This is a genomic window from Ligilactobacillus sp. LYQ135 (genome assembly GCF_053711055.1).
On the sequence record NZ_JBSJYT010000012.1, the window covers coordinates 1 to 21623 of the forward strand.

Here is a 21623-nt window from a genome sequence, read left to right on the forward strand (position 1 = left end):
AGTGCGGTGATGATGGCTTGAAGGATACACCTGTTCCCATTCCGAACACAGCAGTTAAGCTTCAAAACGCCGAGAGTAGTTAGAGGAACGCCTCTTGCAAGGGTAGGAAGTCGCCGTGCAACTATATAAAAAGTCGTTAATCTTTGGATTAACGACTTTTTGTTTTATAATAATAATTGAAATTGAGGATAAATTATTTTAAATACAAGGGAGAGATGTACAAAAAATTTATGTTAGTAAAGTTTAAAAAATATAAATGTAAAAGGAGTAATGATCACATAATACTCTCAATTTCATCATTTTTTTAAGGTATTTCACTGTTTCTTAAAAAAGTTACTCTTTTTTAACATTTCTTATCTTAATGGAAACACAGATGTTATTCTTTGACTATTTATAAAATCTGTGCAATAATGTCAGAGTTTGATAAGCTAAAATTAGGTAGTTTCAATTTTTGCTAACTTTTTTACTTTTATTAAATATATGATACTACCGAAATTAGTTTGCAATTATTTATTTTATTTTTTTAGAAAGAAGGGTCTATTATGGATACAACAGCTAACGATAAAACAGTCGTATCAAACAGCTATAAGTATTTCATGGTTTTCCTATGTATGTTTACTCAAGCTATCCCTTATGGAATTGCACAAAACATTCAGCCATTATTTGTACATCCACTTGTTAATACATTCCATTTTAGCTTGGCATCATACACATTAATCTTTACTTTTGGTGCGGTGGCCGCTGCCGTTACTTCACCATTCATTGGTAAAGGATTAGCAAAATACAATTTCAAATTGATGTATTTCATTGGGATTGTGTTGTCAGCAATTGCATATGTATTCTTCGGATTTAGTAAAAACTTACCTGAATTTTACGGTGCAGCGATCGTATGTATGATTGGTTCAACTTTCTTCTCAGGACAAGGTGTTCCATGGGTAATTAATCACTGGTTCCCAGGTAATGGTCGGGGAACTGCTTTGGGAATTGCCTTTTGTGGTGGTTCAATCGGTAATATCTTCTTACAACCATTAACACAAAATATTTTGAAACACTTTATGGTTGGTGGTACAAAAGAAGGTCATTTAACTTCAATGGTACCATTCTTTATTTTTGCCGCAGTATTGTTCGTAGTTGGTTTAATTATTACATTCTTCATTCGGACACCAAAAGAAGATGAATCTGTTATTTCTGATGCTGAATTAGCTGCATCTAAAAAAGCTGCTGCTAAACAAAAAGCTGAAGGATTTGAAGGTTGGACAGCTAAAGAAGTTATGAAGATGAAATGGTTCTGGGTATTTAGTATCGGATTTTTGATCATCGGTTTAGGATTGGCTTCACTTAATGAAGACTATGCTGCTTTCTTAGATACTAAATTATCACTTACAGATGTTGGTTTTGTAGGTTCAATGTATGGTGTTGGCTGCTTAATTGGAAACATCTCTGGTGGTGTTTTATTCGATAAACTTGGAACTGCTAAAGCAATGACATTTGCTGGTATTATGTATGTTATTTCAATTGCAATGATGATTTTTGTTTCATTCCAACCATTTGGTGCAACTCAAAGTAAAATTGCCGGAATTGCATATGCAATCTTCTGTGGTTTAGCTGTATTTAGTTACATGTCAGGTCCTGCATTTATGTCAAAAGATTTATTCGGGGCTAAAGATCAAGGTGTAATGCTTGGATTAGTTGGTTTAGCTTATGCGATTGGATTTGCAATTGGTGCTCCATTATTTGGGATTATCAAAGATATGTCAAACTTCACCATTGCATGGTATGTAATGATGGGTTGTGTTGTTGTTGGTTTCATTCTTTTAATTATTTCAGTTGTAAAGATTAAAAAAATGCAAAAAGCAATCAAATCAAAGAATAACTAATAATTGTGACAAGTCGCTATTTATTGGCGACTTGTTTTTGAAAATTTAGAAGGAGATAACTTTTATGTGTACAGGTTTACGGTTTAATGATACAGAAGGTAATTTATACTTTGGACGGAATTTAGATGTAGAATCATCATATGGTGAAAAAGTTTTAGTAACACCAAGAAACTATGAATTACCATATCGATTTTTAGAAAATAAAAAGACTACTAAAGCCATCATTGGAATGGGAATTATGGCTGGTGATTATCCAATGTACTTTGATTGCATCAATGAAAATGGATTGGGAATTGCCGGATTAAACTTTCCTCGCTATGCATACTTCACAGAAGGTCCTGTTGATGATAAAACTAACATGGCTCCTTATGAATTTATGGTATGGTTAATGGAAGAATTTGATACAGTTGAAGAAGCAAAGAAAGGTTTAGAAAACTTAAACTTAGTTGATGCGCCATTTTCTCCTCAAATGCCAGTAGCACCATTACACTGGATCATTAGTGATAAGAATTCTTCAATTGTTGTTGAACAAAGCAAAGCTAAGGGATTAAAGGTTTATGATAACTATGTAGGAGTTTTAACAAATAACCCAGATTATCCATGGCACATGACTAACTTAAATAATTATGTTGGTTTAACACCTAAAGATGCAACTACTAAAGAATGGAATGGTCAAAAAGTACGTCCACTAGGTGTAGGAACAGGTAGTTTAGGTTTACCAGGAGACAGCATTCCAGCTTCACGGTTTATCAAGATTGCATACTTAAATGCAAATTACCCAACAGTTAAAGGTGAAAAAGTAAACGTTGCTAAATTCTTTAACATGTTAAAATCAGTTGCAATGATTGATGGCAGTGTTATTAATGAGCAAGGAAAAAATGAATTTACAGTTTATACTTCATGCTTCTCATCAAAGACTAACACATACTATTACAATCGTTATGATGACTTTGAAATGAAGAGCGTTCAATTAACTGATGAAAATATGAATGCAGAAAAAGTTACAGTTTACTAGGATAGTAAAAAACCGCCTAAATGGCGGTTTTTTAGTTTAATTAATTGTAATAATTGGCTTTAAAATTGTTCCGTTTTTAGAATCTGCCAAAGCTTCATTGGTATCATCAAAATCGTAGTACTTAATGAGTTCATCGAATGGGAACATGCCTTTTTTATAGTATTCGATTAATTTTGGAATGAAAAATTGAGGAACAGAATCTCCTTCAACAATTCCAGATAATTTTTTAGCTTCCATCAGCAAATCATCCATTACATTTAAAGTTAGTTCGTGACCAACTCCGATTAAAATGCATTCACCACCAGGATGAAGAGAATGAAGTGCTGATAAGATTACTGATGAAACTCCGGTAGTATCAAGGCAGTAATCAACACCTTCGGGAATGATTTTGCGAATTTCATAGTTTGGGTCAACGCCTTGACTATTTGATCGTTTCAGTTGCTCCCAATTTTTTGGCTAATTCTAAACGATTATCATGAATATCAAGTGCAATGATATGTTCACATCCTGCGATTTTTGCTGCCATAATAGCAGATAAACCAACTGCACCAGCATCAAAAACGACAATTGAATCTCCTAAACGAGGATGAATATAGTTTAAAACGGTGCCTGCTCCAGTTTGAATACCACAACCAAGTGGCCCAAGCATTTTTAAATCAACGTCGGGGTCAACTTTTACAACATTATTTTCATGGGCAACACAGTATGTTGAAAATGAGGATTGTCCAAAGAATACAGAAAGATCTTCTTCATCTAATGTATGGAGGCGATGCGAACCATCATAGTTTGCTCCGCCAAAATTTAATTCATTAAATTTAACACACATTCCAGGATGACCACTTAGACAATTTTGACAATGACCACAGTATGAAAAAGATAAAACCACGTGATCACCTGGTTGCACGGTAGTAACACCGGCACCAACTTTTTTAACAATTCCGCTTCCCTCATGACCTAATGCAACCGGATAAGGAGTAAGTTCAGAATCATGACCTACCGCATCAGTATGGCAAACCCCAGATGCAACCATTTTTACTAATACTTCATTAGTTTTAGGTTCATCTAAGTTTGCTTCAATGATTTGAAGTGGTTTGGTCTTACTAGTTGCGACTACAGTTTGAATTTTCATAAAAATCTCTCCTTAACTATATGTTGAGTATATCAAGAATGAAAACAAAGGTGTGACCAAATCACATGGTCACACCTTTTAAAGTCTTTGAGTAGAAGAACTCCGTAATATTTTTACTGGAATTTTGAATTGATTTGAATCAAGTGAAAAGTCTTTATTTTCAATTCGTTTGCAGAGTAATTCCGTTAATAAATCAGCAATTTCACTGATTGGTTGCACAATGGTTGAAAGTTCAGGATGATAAGTTTGAATTAACTTAGTTCCATCAAAACCAATGACTTTTAGTTGTTGTGGAATTTGAATATTCATTTTAGCGGCTTCTTGTAAAACAAGTAGTGCAGTTAAGTCATCTGAACAAAAAATTCCATCTGCAGTATGTTGCTCTAGTAAATGACGTACCGAAACAGCTTTTAAAGCAGGTGATTCTGAAAATCGGACTGCATGAATATGAGGCTTTAATCCTAATTTTTGAATCGTATCTTGATAAGCTTTAAGGCGTTCATTAGTAGGGTTGGCAATTGATTGGGGATTCCCAAAGAAATCAATGTGATGACATCCAGCTTGATATAATTCATCAGTTGCTAGACATCCGCCTTGGTAGTTATCGCAACTGACAATTGGAATTTGATCAGAAAGTTTGCGGTCAAATGAAATAATTGGTAATCCCACTTTGTTATATTCTTCAATGTCCAAGTTGTGAGTTCCTGTAATGATTCCATCAACTTGATTTGCAATTAACATTTTTAAATATTCTTGTTCTTTATGTTTATCATAATTAGCATTACAAAGAATCATCTTGTAATTTTTTTCAAATAGTTTTTTCTCAATTGCAGCAACTAATTCCGCAAAAAATGGATTAGTAATATCAGGCATGATTACTCCAATTAAGTTAGTTTGTTTGCCATGAAGTGAACGTGCTAAAGAATTCGGTTGGTAGTTAAGTTCTTCCATTGCTTGATAAACTTTTTCCTTAGTTTTTTCACTTAAATAACCATAATTGTTGATTACGCGAGAAACCGTGGTTGGAGAAACGCCAGCTTTTTTAGCAACGTCAGTTAATTTAGGACGCATAAGCATTTTCTCCTTACATGTTAGTTAATTCCCAGTATGTGCCATAATAATCTACACCACTTTCAGAAGTTAAAGCAATTTTATCATTTTCATGATTTGCAAAGTAACGAAGTGTCATGACATGTTCACCATTATTAATAAAAATTTCAGCCAGTGAGTGATCAATGAAAATATCTAAGTTTAATTCAGCGCCTTGAGGAAGTTGAATTTTGCGAGTATTTCCATATTCTTCATTGAAGTTAATTCCAGCTTTAGAACGATCAACTTCTAAGAAGGCATCCTTGCCAGTTGCAAATTTAATTTGTAAACTTTCATCAACGATGTGATTACCAGCTAAATGTAAAGTTCCTTTTTGATTTTTAGCAATTGTTAATTTTAACTCATATTGTTGACCAGCATGACTTGTAATTACTTGACGTTTATCAATCATTTTTTCAGTCCGAACTAATTGTCCAGCTTTGCGAAGATTACGGACTGCATTTACTGGTTGTTGAATTAAACGACCATTCTTTAAAGAAAGTTCCTTAACTTGGCTTAAGCAATTTGCCCATCCTTCGCTATCAGTTGGATAAGAAACATCCGGTAATCCCACCCAACTAATCATATAAACTTTACCATCAGGACCATTGAATGCTTGACTAGCATAAACGTCAAAACCATCATCTAAATTAATTGGATTTTCTTGGTTAGTTATAAATTTACCTGAACTAAATTTAAAGCGTTCGCCAATTACGTACATATTAGGGTAAATATTGTCATACGAAGTAACTTCTTTTGATAAACCTTGAGGACAAAAAATTAAAACTGGTTGATCATCAATGAATACAAGGTTAGGGCATTCAATCATGTAGCCCATCTCTTTGTTAGTAAAATCAATATAACCTTTATCTTGCCAATTTCCAGTTAGATCAGTAGTAGCAAATAAACTAATTTTTCCAGTTTTAGTTTGTTTATCTTGAGCACCCAAGATGGCATAGTATTTATCACCATGTTTTAAAATTTGAGGATCGCGAAAATGTTCTGTAACATGATCAGGAGCAGTGAAAAGTGGCTTTTTTAATTTAATAACTTCGCCATTTTGATTCATCCATGCACCATTTTGATATGGGTGCCGAATCCAGTTTTCATCACGGACATTACCAGTATACATTAAGAAAAGTCGATCATTAATGGCCATTGCTGAACCTGAATACGCACCGTGACTATCTAAAGGAGAATCAGGTTTAATTGCTAATCCCATATCACGCCAATGAACAAGATCATTTGATTGCATATGATGCCATGATTTTAATCCGTGAACTGCTCCAAATGGATATTGTTGGTAAAATACATGCCATTTACCATCATAATATGAAAAACCATTGGGATCATTTAACAATCCAGATGAAGGTCGAATATGATAATTTAGTTGATATTTAGAACGATCAGTTTGTGATTGTAAATCAAGTAAATATTCAGCATCCCATTCATTATATTTTTGGTATCTTTTTTCAGTTGTCCATTCCATTTTAAAAGCTCCTTTCCGGTTTTTGAAAACGGTTCTATACAATTTGATATTGTACTTAAATCTGCATCATGTGTCAATCGTTAATCAGGTTTTAAATGCTTATTTAATAATAATGGTTTCGTTTTCAAAAAAACAATATTTTTTTTATGATAACCGATTGACATATTTTGAGAATGCGGTATCATAAAACATGTAATAATAAATGTAAAACGTTTTCAAAAAGAAGGGAATGTGAAGGATGGACCACAAAAAAGTAGCTTCCGAGGTTATTAAAGCTGTCGGAAAAGATAATGTTGTTGCCGCAGCGCATTGTGCAACCAGGTTGCGGTTGGTTTTGAAAGATGATTCTAAAGTTGATCAAGCTGCTTTAGATAAAAATGATGATGTCAAAGGAACATTTAAAACAGATGGTCAATATCAAATTATTATTGGGCCTGGAGATGTTAACAATGTCTATGACGAGTTTGTAAAACAAACTGGGGTAAAAGAAGCATCAACTGAAGATTTGAAGAAAATTGCTCAAAATGGTAAAAAGCCAAATCCAATCATGGCATTTGTAAAATTATTGGCTGATATTTTCGTACCATTAATTCCAGCTTTAGTCGCTGGTGGTTTATTAATGGCTTTGAACAGCTTCATTACTTCTGCTGGTCTATTTGGACCAAAATCAGTTGTTCAAATGGTACCAGAACTTAAAGCATTTTCAGAAATGATTCAAGTAATGGCCTCAGCTCCATTTATTTTCTTACCAATTATGGTAGGTTTCTCTGCTGCTAAACGCTTTGGTGCAAATCCATTTTTAGGTGGAGTTATTGGAATGATGATGACCTCACCAAGTTTGATTGATGGTCATTTCTGGAACTTATTTGGATTACATGTTTCTCAAACACCATATACATACCAAGTTATTCCGGTATTAGTTGCTGTTTGGGTATTAGCAATTCTTGAAAAATTCTTCCATAAACATTTACCAACAGCGGTTGACTTCACATTTACACCGTTACTTTCAGTAATCATTACTGGATTCTTAACATTCATTATTATTGGACCAGTAATGCGTGAAGTTTCTAACTTAATTACAGATGGAATTGTATGGTTATACAATACAACTGGTGCATTTGGGATGGGAATTTTTGGTGCAGTTTACTCACCAATTGTTTTAACCGGATTACATCAAAGTTTCCCTGCAGTTGAAGTCCAATTAATTTCCGCATTTACATCACATCATCAAGGTGTTGGTGACTTCATTTTCATCGTAGCTTCAATGGCTAATGTGGCTCAAGGTGCTGCTACATTTGCGGTAATGAGCTTAACAAAAGACAAGAAGATGAAAGGATTAGCATCATCAGCTGGTGTTTCTGCTTTGCTTGGAATTACAGAACCAGCAATTTTTGGGGTTAACTTGAAATTGAAGTTCCCATTCTTCTGTGCTTTAGTTGGTTCATGTATTGCTTCTTTCATTGCTGGAATTTTTAGAGTAGGTGCAATTTCATTAGGTTCAGCTGGTTTCTTAGGATTCTTATCTGTTAACCCTAAATCAATTTGGATTTACGTAATTTGTGAATTAATCAGTTTTGCAATTGCCTTTGCAGTAACATTTGTATATGGTAAATCACATCAACAGTTAGTAAATCCGGTTCCAGTTGCAACTTCAGAAGCAGAAGCAATTGAAGCTAAAGAAGCTGATGTGCAACCTGCTCAAAAGGATGAAGTTTCATTACAAAATGAAATCATTGCTGCTCCAGTTAATGGTAAAGTTGAAGATTTATCTGATACAAATGATGAAGTTTTCTCAACTAAAATGATGGGTGATGGTGCTGCAATTATTCCAACAGATGGTACAATTTACTCACCTGTAGATGGTAAGATCACAGTTGCGTATGAAACTAAACATGCATATGGAATTAGTTCAAATGAAGGTGCTGAAGTGTTGATTCACGTTGGAATTGATACTGTTAACTTAAAAGGTGAACACTTTGAAACCTTTGTAAAACAAGGTCAAACAGTTAAAAAAGGTGATAAACTAGGAACTGTTGATATTGATGCGGTTCAAAAAGCTGGTTATGATCCAACTGTAATGACTGTAATTACAAATACAGCTAACTATGCAGAAGTTGGTCACAAAAAAGTTGATGAGATTCATCATGGAGACGACTTTATTAAAGTTGTTGCAAAATAGACTTAAATTTTGTAAATAAATTAAAGGCTGCCAAAATAGATGCAGCCTTTTTTTACTATAAATATTCAAACAGAGATGTTAAAATAAATAATATTTTAGTTAAAGAAGTTCATTATTACTATTAATATTTCCGGCAAACGGTTATAATATAATCAAACTAGTAAAATAATATGGGCATCTAGATTTTGAATCTAGATATTGTTGACTTATTAAACTCAAGATATATAATTGAAGTATAAAGAAACATCTTTAAGGAGAATTCGACATGGCAAAGATAAAGATTGTGACAGACTCATCTGTTCAATTAACCCAAGCAGAAATTGAGAATAATAACATTACAATTGTTCCGCTAACGGTCGAAATTAATGGGGAAAACTTCATTGATGGCGAAACTATTACACGGGAAGAATTGATTGAAGAACTTAAAAAGGGAAATAAACCCAAAACAAGTCAACCTCCTGTAGGTGCATTTGTAAGCACTTTTGATCGTTTAGGTGAAGATGGCAGTCAAGTGGTTGCGATTATTTTATCTGATGTTTTAAGTGGAACATATCAAACGGCAGTTTCCGCTGCTCAAATGTCTAAAACGGATGTAACCGTGATTAATAGTAAATCAACTGATCGGGGTGAAGCATTCCAAGTTTTAGCAGCTGCAAAAGATGCGGCTGAAGGGAAAACAGTTGAAGAAATTGAAAAACACTGTCAAGATATTTATGAACGCACTACTGTTGATGTACTTGTTGATAATTTAGATAATATTTTATCAGGTGGCCGTTTAGGAAAAATGGCAAGTATGTTGACTAAGCTAATTAATTTAAAAGTAATCGTGCGTTTACGTGAAGAAAGTTTAGATGTAGTTAAAAAGGGACGGAGCCGGAAAACATTTTTCAAGTATTGTGATGAATTAAAACAACGGCACGAAAATAATCCAATTCAAGAACTTTCACTTTCAAATGTTGCTTGTGATGAAGAATACTTGAACAAGGTGAAAGAAGCGGTCTTACCTGCAAATAGTAAGGATGCTGCTTATATTGCACGCTTAACTAGTCCAATTATTATGACACATACAGGATTAAATGCAATTGGAATCATTACTTTAGCGGAAAATAAAGAACCGGATGAATATAAATAGTAAAAAAGAACTGCTATTAAAGCAGTTCTTTTTTACTCCATATTATATTTATTTTATCAAGCCTAATTTTTGTTTTAATTTAAGAATACGATAAACGGAATGATCAATTTGTTTTTCAGAAATTTCATGATTTTTCACAGCAGTTTCAATTGCCTTAATTCCAGTGACATAGTTTTTACTTAAAATCATATCATTACCAGCTTTGATTGCTTGAACATCGGCATTAATATTTTTTTCTTTAGCAAATTGTGTGATTGCATCCATACTTAAATCATCAGTGACAATGACTCCATTATAATGGAGATTTTGGCGAAGAAGATGATTAACTTTAGGTGAAAGTGAGGCAGGATACTGGCTATCAATTGCAGTTACAAAGACATGTGATACTAAAATAGAATCAACTTTTGCTTTAATTCCAGCTTCAAAAGGCAAAAAATCTTCTTTTTGAAGAGCAGCTAAAGCTTTATTACTAGAGGCTAATCCAGTATGCGTATCGCTAGCAGTGCCATAACCCGGGAAATGTTTAAGTGTTGCTGCCACTTTTTGTCCTTGAATCGCAGGAACTACTTTTGAAATATAAGTTGCAGTTTCAGTGTAATTTTTTCCATAAGTGCGGGGATAAATGAAACTTTGCGGATCACTAGAAACATCTGCAACTGGAGCGAAATTCCAATTAATCCCGAGTTGATGCAGAATTTGTGCTGTGTTTTTGGCTTCATTAACTACTTGAGTTAATGAAGTGTTTAATTCCATTGGTGCAGGAAATTGACGATTATTGGTCAATTGCGGATTAGCACTAAGACGTGAGACGCTTCCACCTTCTTGATCAGTTCCGATGAATAAAGGAATTGGACTAACTTTTTGCCAATCATTAATTTTAGTTTTAAATTGGTTTTGATTTTGATTTTGAAAATCAACACTAAATAAAATAATTCCTCCAAGATGATATTGTTGAATATCCTTTTTGATTGTATTGGCATCACCATTACTGGGAACAAAATACATTTGAGCAATTTTATCTTGAAGAGACATTTTTTTAATTTGTTTATGCAATGAATCTGAATTAGCTGAAATTTTGACTAATAAAGATGATAATTGAAGAATTATTAAAAAAGTACTTATTATGATAATTACTCGATTTTTGTTAAACATATCGCACTCCTCATTTAATTTTCAAAAAATATTATAATTTCTTTCGTTGAAAATTAATACCCTATTCTTTAAAAAAAGTTACAAGTAGTTTACAATAATAGATAGCAATTAAAGAAAGAGAGCAGAGTTTGAATGGAAAAAAAAGAAACATCAGTATTTTACCCTAATGGGAAAGAGGAAAAAGTATCATCAACTGAGGTTGTTGCTCCTAAAGGATCTTCAAACCATAGTTATTTTAAATGGTTAGTAAGTTCATGGGTACATCCAGCTGAAGATACTCCTGCTTCAAAATGGTATGGAGTAGTGACAATTATTGCGGAATTGTTAGTGTTTTTTGGTTCATTATATGCATTTTTCCATCATGTGTTATCTAATTCAACTTTATTTGATATCACAACTTTTTATAACATATTAACCGGATTAAAGAGTGGTCCATCTGAACTTCTAGTTTACACACTTCTTTTTGCATATAGCTTGATTGCAGCTATAGTGATCATTGGTGGCACATATTTAGTTAGTCGTTACTTAGTTTCAGGCGAAAAAGAAAGTTTTTGGGACTATACTAACCGCCTTGCACATTACTGTGGATTAAATGTAATTCTTGTATTATTAATTTTAATCTTAGGTGCATGTGGTGTAGGTGGTAGAGTTATTACAGTATTAACAAGTTTTGCATTAATGATCTTTTCAGTAGCAGTTATTGTAGCTGTTGTTGGCAGATCAAAGGAAAAGGGCTTAGACAAAGTTTATGCTGGAATTGTGGCATCTTTGATTACTGGTTTAGGTTACTTTGTATTTTACTTATTAGCATCTTCAATTTTGATGAAAGTTCTTCAAATTGGAATAAGTATATTTATGCAAATGATGATGTATAGTGGACTCCAATAAAACACCATGGCAATAAATTAGAAAACTGCGGCGTAAGTCGCAGTTTTCTATTGTTCAAATAAAAAATAGAGGTGATGAAAATGTTTCCTGAACGATTACGTGCTTTAAGACAAGGTAAGGGATTATCATTACCTGAACTAGCAGAAGCACTCAATCAATCTATGGCAGATTATCCGCGTGAACGTGCTAATACAGGTCCTCAAATTGGAAGTTGGGAACGTGGAGTAAATGCGCCATCGTATATTGAAATGATGAAACTAGCAGATTATTTTGAAGTTTCACTTGATTTTTTAACAGGAAGACAATATACCGAAATTGAATTGGATGATCTATTTACTTCAAATACTAAGTTAAACTTTAATGGGCATCAACTCACTGCAGCAGAAAAAACTGCAATTTATGGAATGATGAAGGGATATTTAAAAGGTAAGAATCAGCAAGATTTAATGCCAACTGATCATACTGAGATTACTTTACCGCTTGATGAGTGAAAAATTAATATTTCATTAAAGCATTTGGAATTTAAATTTATAATATGTTAGTGTAGTAATGTTCGAGTTTAAATAGTAAGGAGATTTTAAGTGATACAATTTTTAGAAAACTTATATGCCCCATTTTTTGATTTAAACAATTGGAAAACGGTAATTGAATCCGGTGAAGATTGGATGATTATTCTTTCGCTTGTTATGATTGAATGCTTGCTTTCAGTTGATAATGCAATTGTTTTAGCAGCACAAACACAAAAGCTTCCAACTAAAAAAGAACAAGAAAAGTCACTTTTTTATGGACTATGGGGTGCATATTTATTTCGTTTCCTTTTAATTGGTGTCGGTACGTATTTAATTAAGTTTTGGTGGATCAAAGTTCTTGGAGCGGCTTATTTGATGTACTTATCAGTAAATCATTTTTGGAAAATGGCTCATCCAGAAAATGAAGAAGTACATGCAAAGAAAAAGAAACGTAAACGCATCTTGCCTCTTTTTTGGTCTGTAGTAGTTTCAATTGAGTTAATGGATATTGTATTTTCAATTGATTCAATTTTAGCTTCCCTTGCAGTTTCTCCCAATCCAGTAATTGTATTAATCGGTGGATTGATTGGAATTTTATGTATGCGGGGAATTGCTGAAATCATTATGAAATTAATGGAAAAAGTGCCAGAACTAGAAGTAATGGCATATGCATTGATTGCAATCATTGCGGTTAAATTATTCTTATCAATTCCGGCAATTGATATTGAAATTCCGGCAAGTTTATTTGGCGGAATCGTTTTAGCAGCAGTGGTGATTACAATTATTGTGCATCAAATTAGAGCAAAAAGGCTAAAAAACTAAATTAGCTTGAATTTTATTATGATTTTCGGTAAAATGAATGGTTGTTAAATGTAATAAGGAAGGGAGGCATCTCAAATGTCACAAAACGTACACATTGGTGTAGCTAACGATCGTCGTCCAGTAAACCACAAGAACATCAAGAAGCGTCGTAAACAACACGAAGCAGTATTGAACTTCTTGAAGGAACGCGATGAAGCTGACAAGTCAAGCAAGTAATTGAGCTTTCGCGGTTTATCCACGTGGAGCTCAAGACGTTAGTGGTTTTCTCGAGGAATCATTAACGGTTATGAGTTTCAATTAATTGAATACAAAGAAGCTCCACATGGTCGCGAAGCGATTATGTGGTGTTTTTTTATTTTTGTGTACGTTAGATAAAGAAATTATGGGTATTTTAGAAGTTAAAGATCTTTCAATGGGATTTGCAGAAAAGCAACTTTATAATGAAGCGTCTTTTAGTTTGAATAAAGAAGATCATATGGGCGTAATCGGACAAAATGGTGCAGGCAAATCAACTTTGATTAAATTAATTACAAAACAAATTTTTCCTGACTCTGGTCAGATTAAATGGAAAAAGAATACAAAAATTGGATATTTAGATCAATATGCGAAGTTAGGTGAAGGACTTACAATTATTGATTTTTTAAAAAGCGCATTTAGTGATTTATATGAAATCGAAGTCGCGTTAAATCAATGTTATGCAACTTATGCTCAAACCATGGATGACAAATTACTTGATAAAGCCGGAAAATATCAAGAACAACTTGAAAGCAAAGACTTTTACAATATTGATACTCGAATCAATCAAGTTATGCAAGGATTAGGAATTGATGCTTTAGGTGAAAAACGTTCAATGGATCAATGTTCTGGTGGGCAACGTTCAAAAATCATTCTCGCAAAATTATTGCTGGAAAAGCCAGATGTATTATTATTAGATGAACCTACAAATTATCTTGATGTTGAACATATTGAATGGTTAATTGACTTTTTAAATGATTTTGATGGTGCTTTTATGGTGATTTCACATGACTATGATTTTTTAGAAAGAATTACTAATACAATCATTGATGTGGCTTGGGGAAAAATTACTAAATATAATGGTAGTTTTAAGGCGGCAATCAAACAAAAAGAACTTAAAAAAGAAGTGCAAAGAAGAGCATTTGAAAAACAACAGCGTCAAATTGAAAAAGATGAAGCATATATTCGAAAAAATAAAGCCGGAAGTCGCTCGGCAATGGCAAAATCAAGAGAAAAACGACTAGCTAAAATGAAACGAATTGATCCACCAAGTGACAATTTACAAGCGCACTTTGATTTTCCATATCAAGAAATTTTATCAGCCAATACTTTAATGGTAAAAAATTTAGTGGTTGGATATGAACAACCTCTACTTGCACCAGTGACATTTTCACTTTCACATGGAGAAAAGATCATTTTAAAAGGATTTAATGGAGTTGGGAAATCAACATTGATCAAATCAATTTTAGGAGAAATCCCAACATTTGACGGGAATGCTCAATTTGCGGATGCAGTTAAAGTTGGTTATTTTAATCAAGATTTGATTTGGGAAGATTCACACTTAACACCATTACAGGTCATTCAAAATCAATATCCTAAACTGGAGCCAAAGACAATTAGACGAAAATTAGCACAAGCAGGAATTAGTGCTGCCAATGCAATGAAATCATTAAATTTACTTAGTGGTGGCGAACAGACTAAAATTAAGTTATGTATATTAGAATTAAGTTCAAGCAACTTTTTGATTTTAGATGAGCCGACAAATCATTTAGATGATGAAACTAAAGTAGCATTAAAAGGTGCATTAATTAATTTCCCAGGAAATGTATTACTAGTAACGCATGAGGCATCTTTTTATCAAGGTTGGATAGATAAAATTTTTGACGTTGAATCTTTACGAAAAAAGCGATAATCATTTGAAATTTATGAAAGCTTTCCGTATATTTAACATAGTAGGAAATAAGTTAAAAAGCAGTAAATGACTTTTTAATGTAAGTGAGGCATATTTATGAAAAAAAAGCGAAATAAAATGTGGTTACAGTGGCTAGTTGCACTGATTTTAGTGGGAGGCACTGTAAGTACATATTTTTATATTCATCATTTAGAAGCAGTTAAATCTGTTAAACTATCAAAACAGAAAAAAATTGATGAAAAGGCGGCTAAAGTTAACCGTAAAATGATGAAAAAACAAGCACAACATATGGAAAGACCTGCTTGGAATAAGCCAAGTGAAACATTACCATATCCTGATATAAGCAAATATAAAAATAAAAAAACATATAATAAAGTATGGATTTATGTGAACTTAAAAACTCAACGGCTTTATGTTAACCAAGGACCATATACACTATATACAATGTATATTTATGCTAATAAAAATTATGAACAAATGGCAGGAGATCAAAGAACGCCACTTGGATTATTTAAAATCCATAAAAAGCGTGGAAGTGATTTTTATGATGCACCTAAGTCATATTATTACCATTCCTGGCTTTCATATGGACCTAAGGGTAACTTTATGATTCAATCAGTTCCAACTACTCAAGATGGAAAAGCAATTAAAAAAGTTACAAATACTCTCGGTAAAAAGTACAAGCACAAACATGTTGCCAAAACATATGGAGCTATTTGGGTGAGTGCACCAGATGCAAAGTGGCTTGCAGAAAATCTGCCAGCTAAAACAATGATTCTTATTCAAGATCAAAAAGATACTAATGATCCATATCAAGTTTTGAAGAAATATTATCAAAATAAAAAAATAGAAAAACAATTTGGAACAGGGGAAAACAAATGAAAATAAGTGTTACGGATTTTATTGATCGAATTGTTGATGGCGATTTTATTAGTAGCGAAATGGAATGTGCAGATCAACATTTAAATTCAGGCTTAAAACAGTTATTGTCGGATTTTCAAACGTCAATTGCACAAAATAAACTTAGTCAACAAATCATGTTGATTACAGGATTAAAAGAAGCTGTTCAAGTTCGCCTTGAAAGTGGAATCATTAATCTTCCATTTGCTAATATTAACCGGGTAGATAATTTTTTTGATGATCCGCAAGCAGTTGTTGAAACCAATGTATATTTAATTACTGAAGCAGAAGACTTAAATCCTTCTAAGTTTCGGATTGACGAGTTGTGTACGACTACTCAGTTAGAGCAAGATCCATTAAAATGTGCACAAAAGTTAATTGAAATGGTCAAAACAAATTTAACTCAAATTAAGGATAACTTAGCAAATAAAAAAGACGAAAAGTAAATATAGAAAGAAGTTTTAAAATGGCACAGCATTTACTAGATATTCAAAAGGGATTTAATTTTCGTGATATCGGAGGATACCAAACAACTGATGGCAAATTAATTAAAACGCACAAGTTAGTTCGTTCAGGCATGCTTAATCAGTTAAATGAACATGATCTTCAATATTTAAATGATTATGGTGTGCGAGTTGATATTGATTTTCGCTCAAAAGAAGAACAAGAAGAGTTTCCTGATAAAGTGCCTACTAAAGCAAAATATATTTCAGATTCAGTTTTTCCTGAAGATGAAACGAACAGTACGCAAAAAAATCAATTGAGAAAAAAAATATTTTTAGAAGATCCTAATGCAGGCTACAATAATATGATTAAATCTTATAAAGACATTGTCTTATCAACGAGTGCACAAAAAGCCTACCGTCACTATTTTGATGAGTTACTTGCAAATACTCAAGATCATGAAGCTGTTTTATTTCACTGTACAGCAGGTAAAGATAGAACAGGAATGGCAGCAGTGTATATTATGAGTATTTTAGGAGTAGATCAAGCTACTATTCGCCAAGATTATTTAGCTTCTAACCAACATTTACTAATTAATCAACAAAATAAACAAGAAATGTATAAAGATTATGGCGAAGTCTTTTTGAAAAATATTGAAGCCTTAACTAAGGTTTGCGATGATTATTTAAATACAGCACTAAAGATCATTAATGATGAATATGGTTCAATTGTGCAATACTTGCAAACCGCATTAAAAGTGACGCCAACTCAACAAAAAGATTTAAAGAAAATTTATCTTGTAGAATAATAGTTTTGCTACAATTAAATGCAAAAGGTGGTATTATTAAATATATAGATTTTATTGAGAAATGGGGAATGACTAGATGTCAAGTGGTCAGGCGATAATCAATTTGATTATTGTAGTGATCGTATTTTACTTTGCGGCATTCTTTGTAGCTGCAGAATTTGCAATTGTTTCTGTTCGCAAAAGTGCAATTGAAAGTGCCCTTGAAGAAGGAACTGGAAACAAGAAAAAACTAAAATTGGCATTGCAAATGGTCACTAATATGAATGAGTATTTGTCAACGACTCAAGTAGGGGTTTCAACGACTGGAATCATTCTTGGGTGGATTGGGGCAGATACTTTATCAAAAATCTTAGCGGACTTGTTTGGTAAATTACCAATCAATCATGCCACGATCGTAGCAGTTAGTGCAGTTTTAGGTGTTGTTATTTTAACTTACTTAGAAGTGGTTTTAACTGAAATTGTACCTAAAAATATCAGTATTGATATGCCAATGAAAGTTATGATGTTCATTGTGCGGCCATTGCACTATTTTCACGTAATCTTTTATCCATTTGTATGGTTACTAAATGTGTCAGCATCAGGAATTGTAAAGATGCTTGGCTTAAAACCGGCAGGCGAAGAAGAAGACGTAATGTCTCAAAACGAAATTTTAAACGTTTCAAAAAATTCAGTTGACAGTGGAGCAATTGATCGTGAAGATTACGTTTATATGGAACGGGCCTTTGAATTTAATGACAAAGTTGCTAAAGACATTATGGTCGATCGTACTAGTCTTGAAGTTGTCGATGTAACGGATACTGTGCGGGATGTAATTAATAAATATTTACAAACTAAGTTTTCACGTTATCCAGTTGTTGCTAACAATGATAAGGATAATATTTTAGGATATGTGTATATTTATGATATGATTCGACAAGCACAAGTTGATGATGCTGTTAAAGTTGCTCGGGTAATGCGGACAGTGATTACTGCACCAGAAATGACCCCAATTCAACAATTATTACAACAAATGATTAAAAAACATGTGCCATTAGTTGTAATTCTTGATGAGTATGGTGGAACCAGTGGAATTGTAACTGATCGTGATATTTATGAAGAGTTATTTGGAACAGTTAAAGACGAAGCTGATGATGTTTCTTCAGATGATATCATTTCAAATGATGATGGTACTTATACTGTTTCTGGGAAAACAACGCTATATGATTTTGAGCGGTTTTTCCGCTTCAAAGATAAAGAATTTCAAGAATCTGATAGCGTAACTTTGGCAGGATATTTGTTAGAAAATTACAAGGTCAAGTTAGGAACAAAGATTCACATTGGCAATGTTGAAATTGAAATTACTGATTTTAAACGAAACTATATTGATTGGATGAAGGTAACCCCATTAAAGGAAACAAAAGTTAATCAAAATGGGATTGCAGATCAACCATCTGCTCAATAAAAGATAGTTTAATACGTAAGAGAACAAGAGGTTGAGGTTATTTCCCAACCTCTTACTTTATATTTAAAATAAATTTAAGGAGGATAAATGATGGCTGAAAAACGAATGCTTGAATTACAAGGTGCAGTGAATTTAAGAGAGTTAGGTGGTTATGAAACTATTCATGGTCAAAAAGTAAAGTATCACAAAATTCTACGCTCGGGTAATATGGCAGAATTAACAGATGAATCCATTGAATATTTAAAAGAATATGGATTAAAAATTGATGTTGATTTGCGTTCATCATCTGAAACCGAGTATTATCCAGATAAATATCCAGCTAATGCAGCCTATGTAAACTTACCTGTTTATCCGTTTAGTACAACATTATTTAAAAATTTAGGAATGGTTAACTACATGAAAATGAATTTAGATGATGGAGATTATGCTGATCAAAGTTATGTTCAAATGTTAGTAGATAAACATGCTTTAGGCGCATTTAAAAAAATGTTCCAGTTACTTTTAGCAAATGAAACTGAAGGGCATAGTTTAGTTTTTCACTGTTCTGCTGGTAAAGATCGAACTGGCGTTGCGGCTTTTTTGATTTTAACGGCATTACAAGTTAAACCTGAACAGATTTTAAATGATTATTTATTAACGAATTTATATTTTGAAGGTGCTTCAGCTAAAGATATCAATGATTTAGTAACACATGATAAACGAAATGAATTAGCAGATCGGTTAAATGCAAATTTAGCTGTAAGTGCAGATAATTTTGCGATTTTATCAAAAACAATTCAAACGGTCACTTCATCAACTGAAGCGTATTTTGAAAAATACCTAGATTTAGGATCAGCACAGTTAGAAAAGTTACGTGCAATCTATTTAGTGTAAATTCGATATCACATGCTATTTGTTTAATATTAAAAGCTTAATCACGAATATTGTTCGTTATAATTGTTTTTTGTGAATAAATACTTGAAATTTATACGGATTTTGTGTAAGCTATATAGCATCAATATTTTAATTAAGGAGAGCAAAAAGATGTCAAACTGGGATACAAAATTTTCTAAAAAAGGTTTTACATTTGATGACGTGTTATTAATTCCGGCAGAAAGCCATGTTTTACCTAATGAAGTTGACTTAAGTGTTGATTTAGCTGATAATTTGCATTTAAATATTCCAATCATTAGTGCTGGGATGGATACAGTGACAGAATCACGAATGGCAATTGCAATGGCACGTGAAGGTGGCTTAGGTGTTATTCACAAAAACATGACAATTAAACGCCAAGCAGAAGAAGTCCGCAAAGTGAAGCGCTCTGAAAATGGAATCATTAATGATCCATATTATTTAACAAAAGATAATACTGTTGCTGAAGCAGAAGAATTAATGCAGTTAAATAATATTAGTTCTGTTCCAGTTGTAGATAACCAAGAAAATCGTAAATTAAGTGGAATTATTACTAATCGGGATATTCGCTTTATTAAGGATCATTCACAAAAATTAGATGATGTAATGATCAAAGAAGATTTGGTTACTGCTAAAAAAGGGACAACTTTAGACAAAGCTCGCAGCATCCTTAAAGAAAATAAAATTGAAAAGCTTCCATTAGTTGATGGACAAGGAAGTTTATCCGGATTGATTACTTTACGTGACTTAGAACGAGTAGTTGAATTTCCAAATGCCGCTAAAGATGACCAAGGTCGTTTACTTGTTGCTGCTGCAGTGGGAGTTACTAGCGATACTTTTGAACGGGCAACTGCATTATTAGATGCGGGTGCAGATGCTTTAGTAATTGACACTGCCCATGGTCATTCGGCAGGTGTATTACGTAAAATCAAGGAAATTCGGGAACATTTCCCAAATGCTACCTTAATTGCAGGTAATGTTGCAACAGCCGAAGCTACACGTGCATTATATGATGCCGGAGTTGACGTGGTTAAAGTCGGAATTGGACCTGGTTCAATTTGTACAACTCGAATTGTTGCAGGTGTAGGTGTGCCTCAATTAACTGCAGTTTATGATGCAGCCGGTGTTGCACGTGAATATGGCAAGACAATCATTGCTGATGGAGGAATCAAGTACTCAGGTGACATTGTAAAGGCAATTGCAGCAGGTGGAAATGCAGTTATGCTTGGTTCAATGCTTGCAGGAACAGAAGAAGCTCCTGGTGAAACCGTTTTTTATCAAGGACGTCGCTTTAAATCATACCGTGGAATGGGTAGTTTAGGAGCAATGGATTCAACTCATGGTTCATCTGACCGCTATTTCCAAAGTGGTGTAAATGAAGCTAATAAGCTTGTTCCAGAAGGAATTGAAGGCCAAGTTGCTTATAAAGGACCTGTTTCAGGTGTCCTTTATCAAATGGATGGTGGCTTACGTGCCGGAATGGGCTATTGCGGAGCTGCTAATTTGAAAGATTTACGTGAAGATGCTCAATTTGTACAAATTACAGGTGCTGGTTTACGCGAATCTCATCCACACGATGTTCAAATTACTAAAGAAGCTCCAAACTATTCTCGCGATTAATAAATTAAATAGTTGAAGTAAAAAACCTTCACAGTCGAATTTGACGGTGAAGGTTTATTTTTTTTGATGAAATTCATATTGTTAAATGATATACTTTTATATTAGAAACTGAATGAAGTTTCATTTCGACATATTAAAGATGTCAAAAACAATTAAAATAATTATCAAAATAAAGAGTGTCAGAGAGCATTCATTTTGAGTTTCAAAATTGGCAAATAGTATATAAGTAGGCCCAAACTGGATTCAAATGGATGCAGTTTGGGCTTTTTATTGTGTAAGAGGTGGAATTGTGAAGGCGAAAAAAACTTACC

20 protein-coding genes, 1 rRNA gene and 1 pseudogene are annotated in these 21623 nt (G+C 33.2%); 16 read left to right on the forward strand and 6 right to left on the reverse strand.

Annotated elements, in window-relative coordinates; genetic code table 11:
* Positions 1-2: 2 nt before the first annotated feature.
* The 3 genes from rrf (at position 3) to bsh (ending at position 2892) form a co-directional block, all read left to right on the forward strand.
* A 5S ribosomal RNA gene (rrf, locus tag ACWCL1_RS08365) occupies positions 3-119 on the forward strand.
* 423 nt (positions 120-542) lie between these two features.
* Positions 543-1877: a conjugated bile salt MFS transporter gene (locus tag ACWCL1_RS08370; protein ID WP_454546460.1), complete on the forward strand. Its 1335-nt coding sequence runs from the start codon at positions 543-545 to the stop codon at positions 1875-1877.
* 64 nt (positions 1878-1941) lie between these two features.
* Positions 1942-2892, forward strand: a complete 951-nt coding sequence (gene bsh / locus ACWCL1_RS08375; protein ID WP_454546461.1) for a choloylglycine hydrolase — start codon at positions 1942-1944, stop codon at positions 2890-2892.
* Positions 2893-2928: 36 nt separating this feature from the next.
* Here the strand turns inward: bsh and ACWCL1_RS08380 are convergent, their stop codons facing one another.
* The 5 genes and pseudogenes from ACWCL1_RS08380 to ACWCL1_RS08400 all read right to left on the reverse strand — a co-directional run bounded on the left by ACWCL1_RS08380 (position 2929) and on the right by ACWCL1_RS08400 (position 6599).
* Positions 2929-3129, reverse strand: a complete 201-nt coding sequence (locus tag ACWCL1_RS08380; protein WP_454546462.1) for an aryl-alcohol dehydrogenase — start codon at positions 3127-3129, stop codon at positions 2929-2931.
* 21 nt (positions 3130-3150) lie between these two features.
* Positions 3151-3330 (reverse strand): annotated as a pseudogene (locus ACWCL1_RS08385) (zinc-binding dehydrogenase); the annotation flags it as partial.
* Complete coding sequence (locus tag ACWCL1_RS08390) at positions 3314-4021, reverse strand: alcohol dehydrogenase catalytic domain-containing protein (protein WP_454546463.1); 708 nt, start codon at positions 4019-4021, stop codon at positions 3314-3316. The pseudogene ACWCL1_RS08385 and the gene ACWCL1_RS08390, both read right to left, overlap by 17 nt.
* 78 nt (positions 4022-4099) lie before the next feature.
* Positions 4100-5092, reverse strand: a complete 993-nt coding sequence (locus ACWCL1_RS08395) for a LacI family DNA-binding transcriptional regulator (RefSeq protein ID WP_454546464.1) — start codon at positions 5090-5092, stop codon at positions 4100-4102.
* Positions 5093-5105: 13 nt separating this feature from the next.
* Positions 5106-6599 carry a sucrose-6-phosphate hydrolase gene (locus ACWCL1_RS08400; protein ID WP_454546465.1) on the reverse strand — a complete coding sequence of 498 codons (1494 nt, stop codon included), beginning with the start codon at positions 6597-6599 and terminating at the stop codon, positions 5106-5108.
* Between the two features lie 238 nt (positions 6600-6837).
* Here ACWCL1_RS08400 and ACWCL1_RS08405 point away from each other — a divergent pair, with 238 nt between their 5' ends.
* Entirely contained in the window at positions 6838-8778 is a 1941-nt protein-coding gene (locus ACWCL1_RS08405; RefSeq protein WP_454546466.1) for a sucrose-specific PTS transporter subunit IIBC, read from the forward strand.
* A gap of 265 nt (positions 8779-9043) precedes the next feature.
* The gene (locus ACWCL1_RS08410) at positions 9044-9910 is read left to right on the forward strand and encodes a DegV family protein (RefSeq protein ID WP_454546467.1); all 867 of its coding nucleotides are present in this window, start codon (positions 9044-9046) and stop codon (positions 9908-9910) included.
* Positions 9911-9958: 48 nt separating this feature from the next.
* Here ACWCL1_RS08410 and ACWCL1_RS08415 read toward each other — a convergent pair whose 3' ends face one another.
* Entirely contained in the window at positions 9959-11062 is a 1104-nt protein-coding gene (locus ACWCL1_RS08415; protein WP_454546468.1) for a glycoside hydrolase family 3 protein, read from the reverse strand.
* 132 nt (positions 11063-11194) lie between these two features.
* Here ACWCL1_RS08415 and ACWCL1_RS08420 point away from each other — a divergent pair, with 132 nt between their 5' ends.
* The 11 genes from ACWCL1_RS08420 to guaB all read left to right on the forward strand — a co-directional run bounded on the left by ACWCL1_RS08420 (position 11195) and on the right by guaB (position 21312).
* The gene (locus tag ACWCL1_RS08420) at positions 11195-11950 is read left to right on the forward strand and encodes a DUF6574 domain-containing protein (protein ID WP_454546469.1); all 756 of its coding nucleotides are present in this window, start codon (positions 11195-11197) and stop codon (positions 11948-11950) included.
* An 80-nt stretch (positions 11951-12030) separates the two neighbouring features.
* Positions 12031-12441 (forward strand): helix-turn-helix domain-containing protein, encoded by a 411-nt coding sequence (locus ACWCL1_RS08425; RefSeq protein ID WP_454546470.1) that lies wholly within the window; start codon positions 12031-12033, stop codon positions 12439-12441.
* A 93-nt stretch (positions 12442-12534) separates the two neighbouring features.
* A complete protein-coding gene (locus ACWCL1_RS08430; protein WP_454546494.1) occupies positions 12535-13281 on the forward strand; it encodes a TerC family protein in 747 nt (248 codons plus the stop codon).
* Between the two features lie 75 nt (positions 13282-13356).
* Positions 13357-13497: a hypothetical protein gene (locus tag ACWCL1_RS08435; protein ID WP_454546471.1), complete on the forward strand. Its 141-nt coding sequence runs from the start codon at positions 13357-13359 to the stop codon at positions 13495-13497.
* Positions 13498-13663: 166 nt separating this feature from the next.
* Positions 13664-15208, forward strand: coding sequence for an ABC-F family ATP-binding cassette domain-containing protein (locus ACWCL1_RS08440; RefSeq protein WP_454546495.1), 1545 nt, complete (start codon positions 13664-13666; stop codon positions 15206-15208).
* A gap of 96 nt (positions 15209-15304) precedes the next feature.
* Positions 15305-16090: a L,D-transpeptidase gene (locus ACWCL1_RS08445; RefSeq protein ID WP_454546472.1), complete on the forward strand. Its 786-nt coding sequence runs from the start codon at positions 15305-15307 to the stop codon at positions 16088-16090.
* Complete coding sequence (locus ACWCL1_RS08450) at positions 16087-16554, forward strand: hypothetical protein (protein ID WP_454546473.1); 468 nt, start codon at positions 16087-16089, stop codon at positions 16552-16554. Before ACWCL1_RS08445 ends, ACWCL1_RS08450 begins: the two co-directional genes overlap by 4 nt.
* 20 nt (positions 16555-16574) lie before the next feature.
* Positions 16575-17360, forward strand: a complete 786-nt coding sequence (locus ACWCL1_RS08455) for a tyrosine-protein phosphatase (RefSeq protein WP_454546474.1) — start codon at positions 16575-16577, stop codon at positions 17358-17360.
* Positions 17361-17436: 76 nt separating this feature from the next.
* Positions 17437-18801, forward strand: a complete 1365-nt coding sequence (locus ACWCL1_RS08460; protein ID WP_454546475.1) for a hemolysin family protein — start codon at positions 17437-17439, stop codon at positions 18799-18801.
* A gap of 90 nt (positions 18802-18891) precedes the next feature.
* Positions 18892-19674 carry a tyrosine-protein phosphatase gene (locus ACWCL1_RS08465; protein WP_454546476.1) on the forward strand — a complete coding sequence of 261 codons (783 nt, stop codon included), beginning with the start codon at positions 18892-18894 and terminating at the stop codon, positions 19672-19674.
* Between the two features lie 150 nt (positions 19675-19824).
* Positions 19825-21312, forward strand: a complete 1488-nt coding sequence (gene guaB, locus ACWCL1_RS08470; protein WP_454546477.1) for an IMP dehydrogenase — start codon at positions 19825-19827, stop codon at positions 21310-21312.
* Positions 21313-21623 lie beyond the last annotated feature (311 nt).

What these genes read in the sequence shown, in the direction of transcription:
- ACWCL1_RS08370 (WP_454546460.1), top strand. Translation starts at nt 543, where the DNA reads ATGGATACAACAGCTAACGATAAAACAGTCGTATCAAACAGCTATAAG.
- bsh (WP_454546461.1), top strand. Translation starts at nt 1,942, where the DNA reads ATGTGTACAGGTTTACGGTTTAATGATACAGAAGGTAATTTATACTTT.
- ACWCL1_RS08380 (WP_454546462.1), bottom strand. Translation starts at nt 3,129, where the DNA reads ATGGAAGCTAAAAAATTATCTGGAATTGTTGAAGGAGATTCTGTTCCT.
- ACWCL1_RS08390 (WP_454546463.1), bottom strand. Translation starts at nt 4,021, where the DNA reads ATGAAAATTCAAACTGTAGTCGCAACTAGTAAGACCAAACCACTTCAA.
- ACWCL1_RS08395 (WP_454546464.1), bottom strand. Translation starts at nt 5,092, where the DNA reads ATGCGTCCTAAATTAACTGACGTTGCTAAAAAAGCTGGCGTTTCTCCA.
- ACWCL1_RS08400 (WP_454546465.1), bottom strand. Translation starts at nt 6,599, where the DNA reads ATGGAATGGACAACTGAAAAAAGATACCAAAAATATAATGAATGGGAT.
- ACWCL1_RS08405 (WP_454546466.1), top strand. Translation starts at nt 6,838, where the DNA reads ATGGACCACAAAAAAGTAGCTTCCGAGGTTATTAAAGCTGTCGGAAAA.
- ACWCL1_RS08410 (WP_454546467.1), top strand. Translation starts at nt 9,044, where the DNA reads ATGGCAAAGATAAAGATTGTGACAGACTCATCTGTTCAATTAACCCAA.
- ACWCL1_RS08415 (WP_454546468.1), bottom strand. Translation starts at nt 11,062, where the DNA reads ATGTTTAACAAAAATCGAGTAATTATCATAATAAGTACTTTTTTAATA.
- ACWCL1_RS08420 (WP_454546469.1), top strand. Translation starts at nt 11,195, where the DNA reads ATGGAAAAAAAAGAAACATCAGTATTTTACCCTAATGGGAAAGAGGAA.
- ACWCL1_RS08425 (WP_454546470.1), top strand. Translation starts at nt 12,031, where the DNA reads ATGTTTCCTGAACGATTACGTGCTTTAAGACAAGGTAAGGGATTATCA.
- ACWCL1_RS08435 (WP_454546471.1), top strand. Translation starts at nt 13,357, where the DNA reads ATGTCACAAAACGTACACATTGGTGTAGCTAACGATCGTCGTCCAGTA.
- ACWCL1_RS08440 (WP_454546495.1), top strand. Translation starts at nt 13,664, where the DNA reads ATGGGTATTTTAGAAGTTAAAGATCTTTCAATGGGATTTGCAGAAAAG.
- ACWCL1_RS08445 (WP_454546472.1), top strand. Translation starts at nt 15,305, where the DNA reads ATGAAAAAAAAGCGAAATAAAATGTGGTTACAGTGGCTAGTTGCACTG.
- ACWCL1_RS08450 (WP_454546473.1), top strand. Translation starts at nt 16,087, where the DNA reads ATGAAAATAAGTGTTACGGATTTTATTGATCGAATTGTTGATGGCGAT.
- ACWCL1_RS08455 (WP_454546474.1), top strand. Translation starts at nt 16,575, where the DNA reads ATGGCACAGCATTTACTAGATATTCAAAAGGGATTTAATTTTCGTGAT.
- ACWCL1_RS08460 (WP_454546475.1), top strand. Translation starts at nt 17,437, where the DNA reads ATGTCAAGTGGTCAGGCGATAATCAATTTGATTATTGTAGTGATCGTA.
- ACWCL1_RS08465 (WP_454546476.1), top strand. Translation starts at nt 18,892, where the DNA reads ATGGCTGAAAAACGAATGCTTGAATTACAAGGTGCAGTGAATTTAAGA.
- guaB (WP_454546477.1), top strand. Translation starts at nt 19,825, where the DNA reads ATGTCAAACTGGGATACAAAATTTTCTAAAAAAGGTTTTACATTTGAT.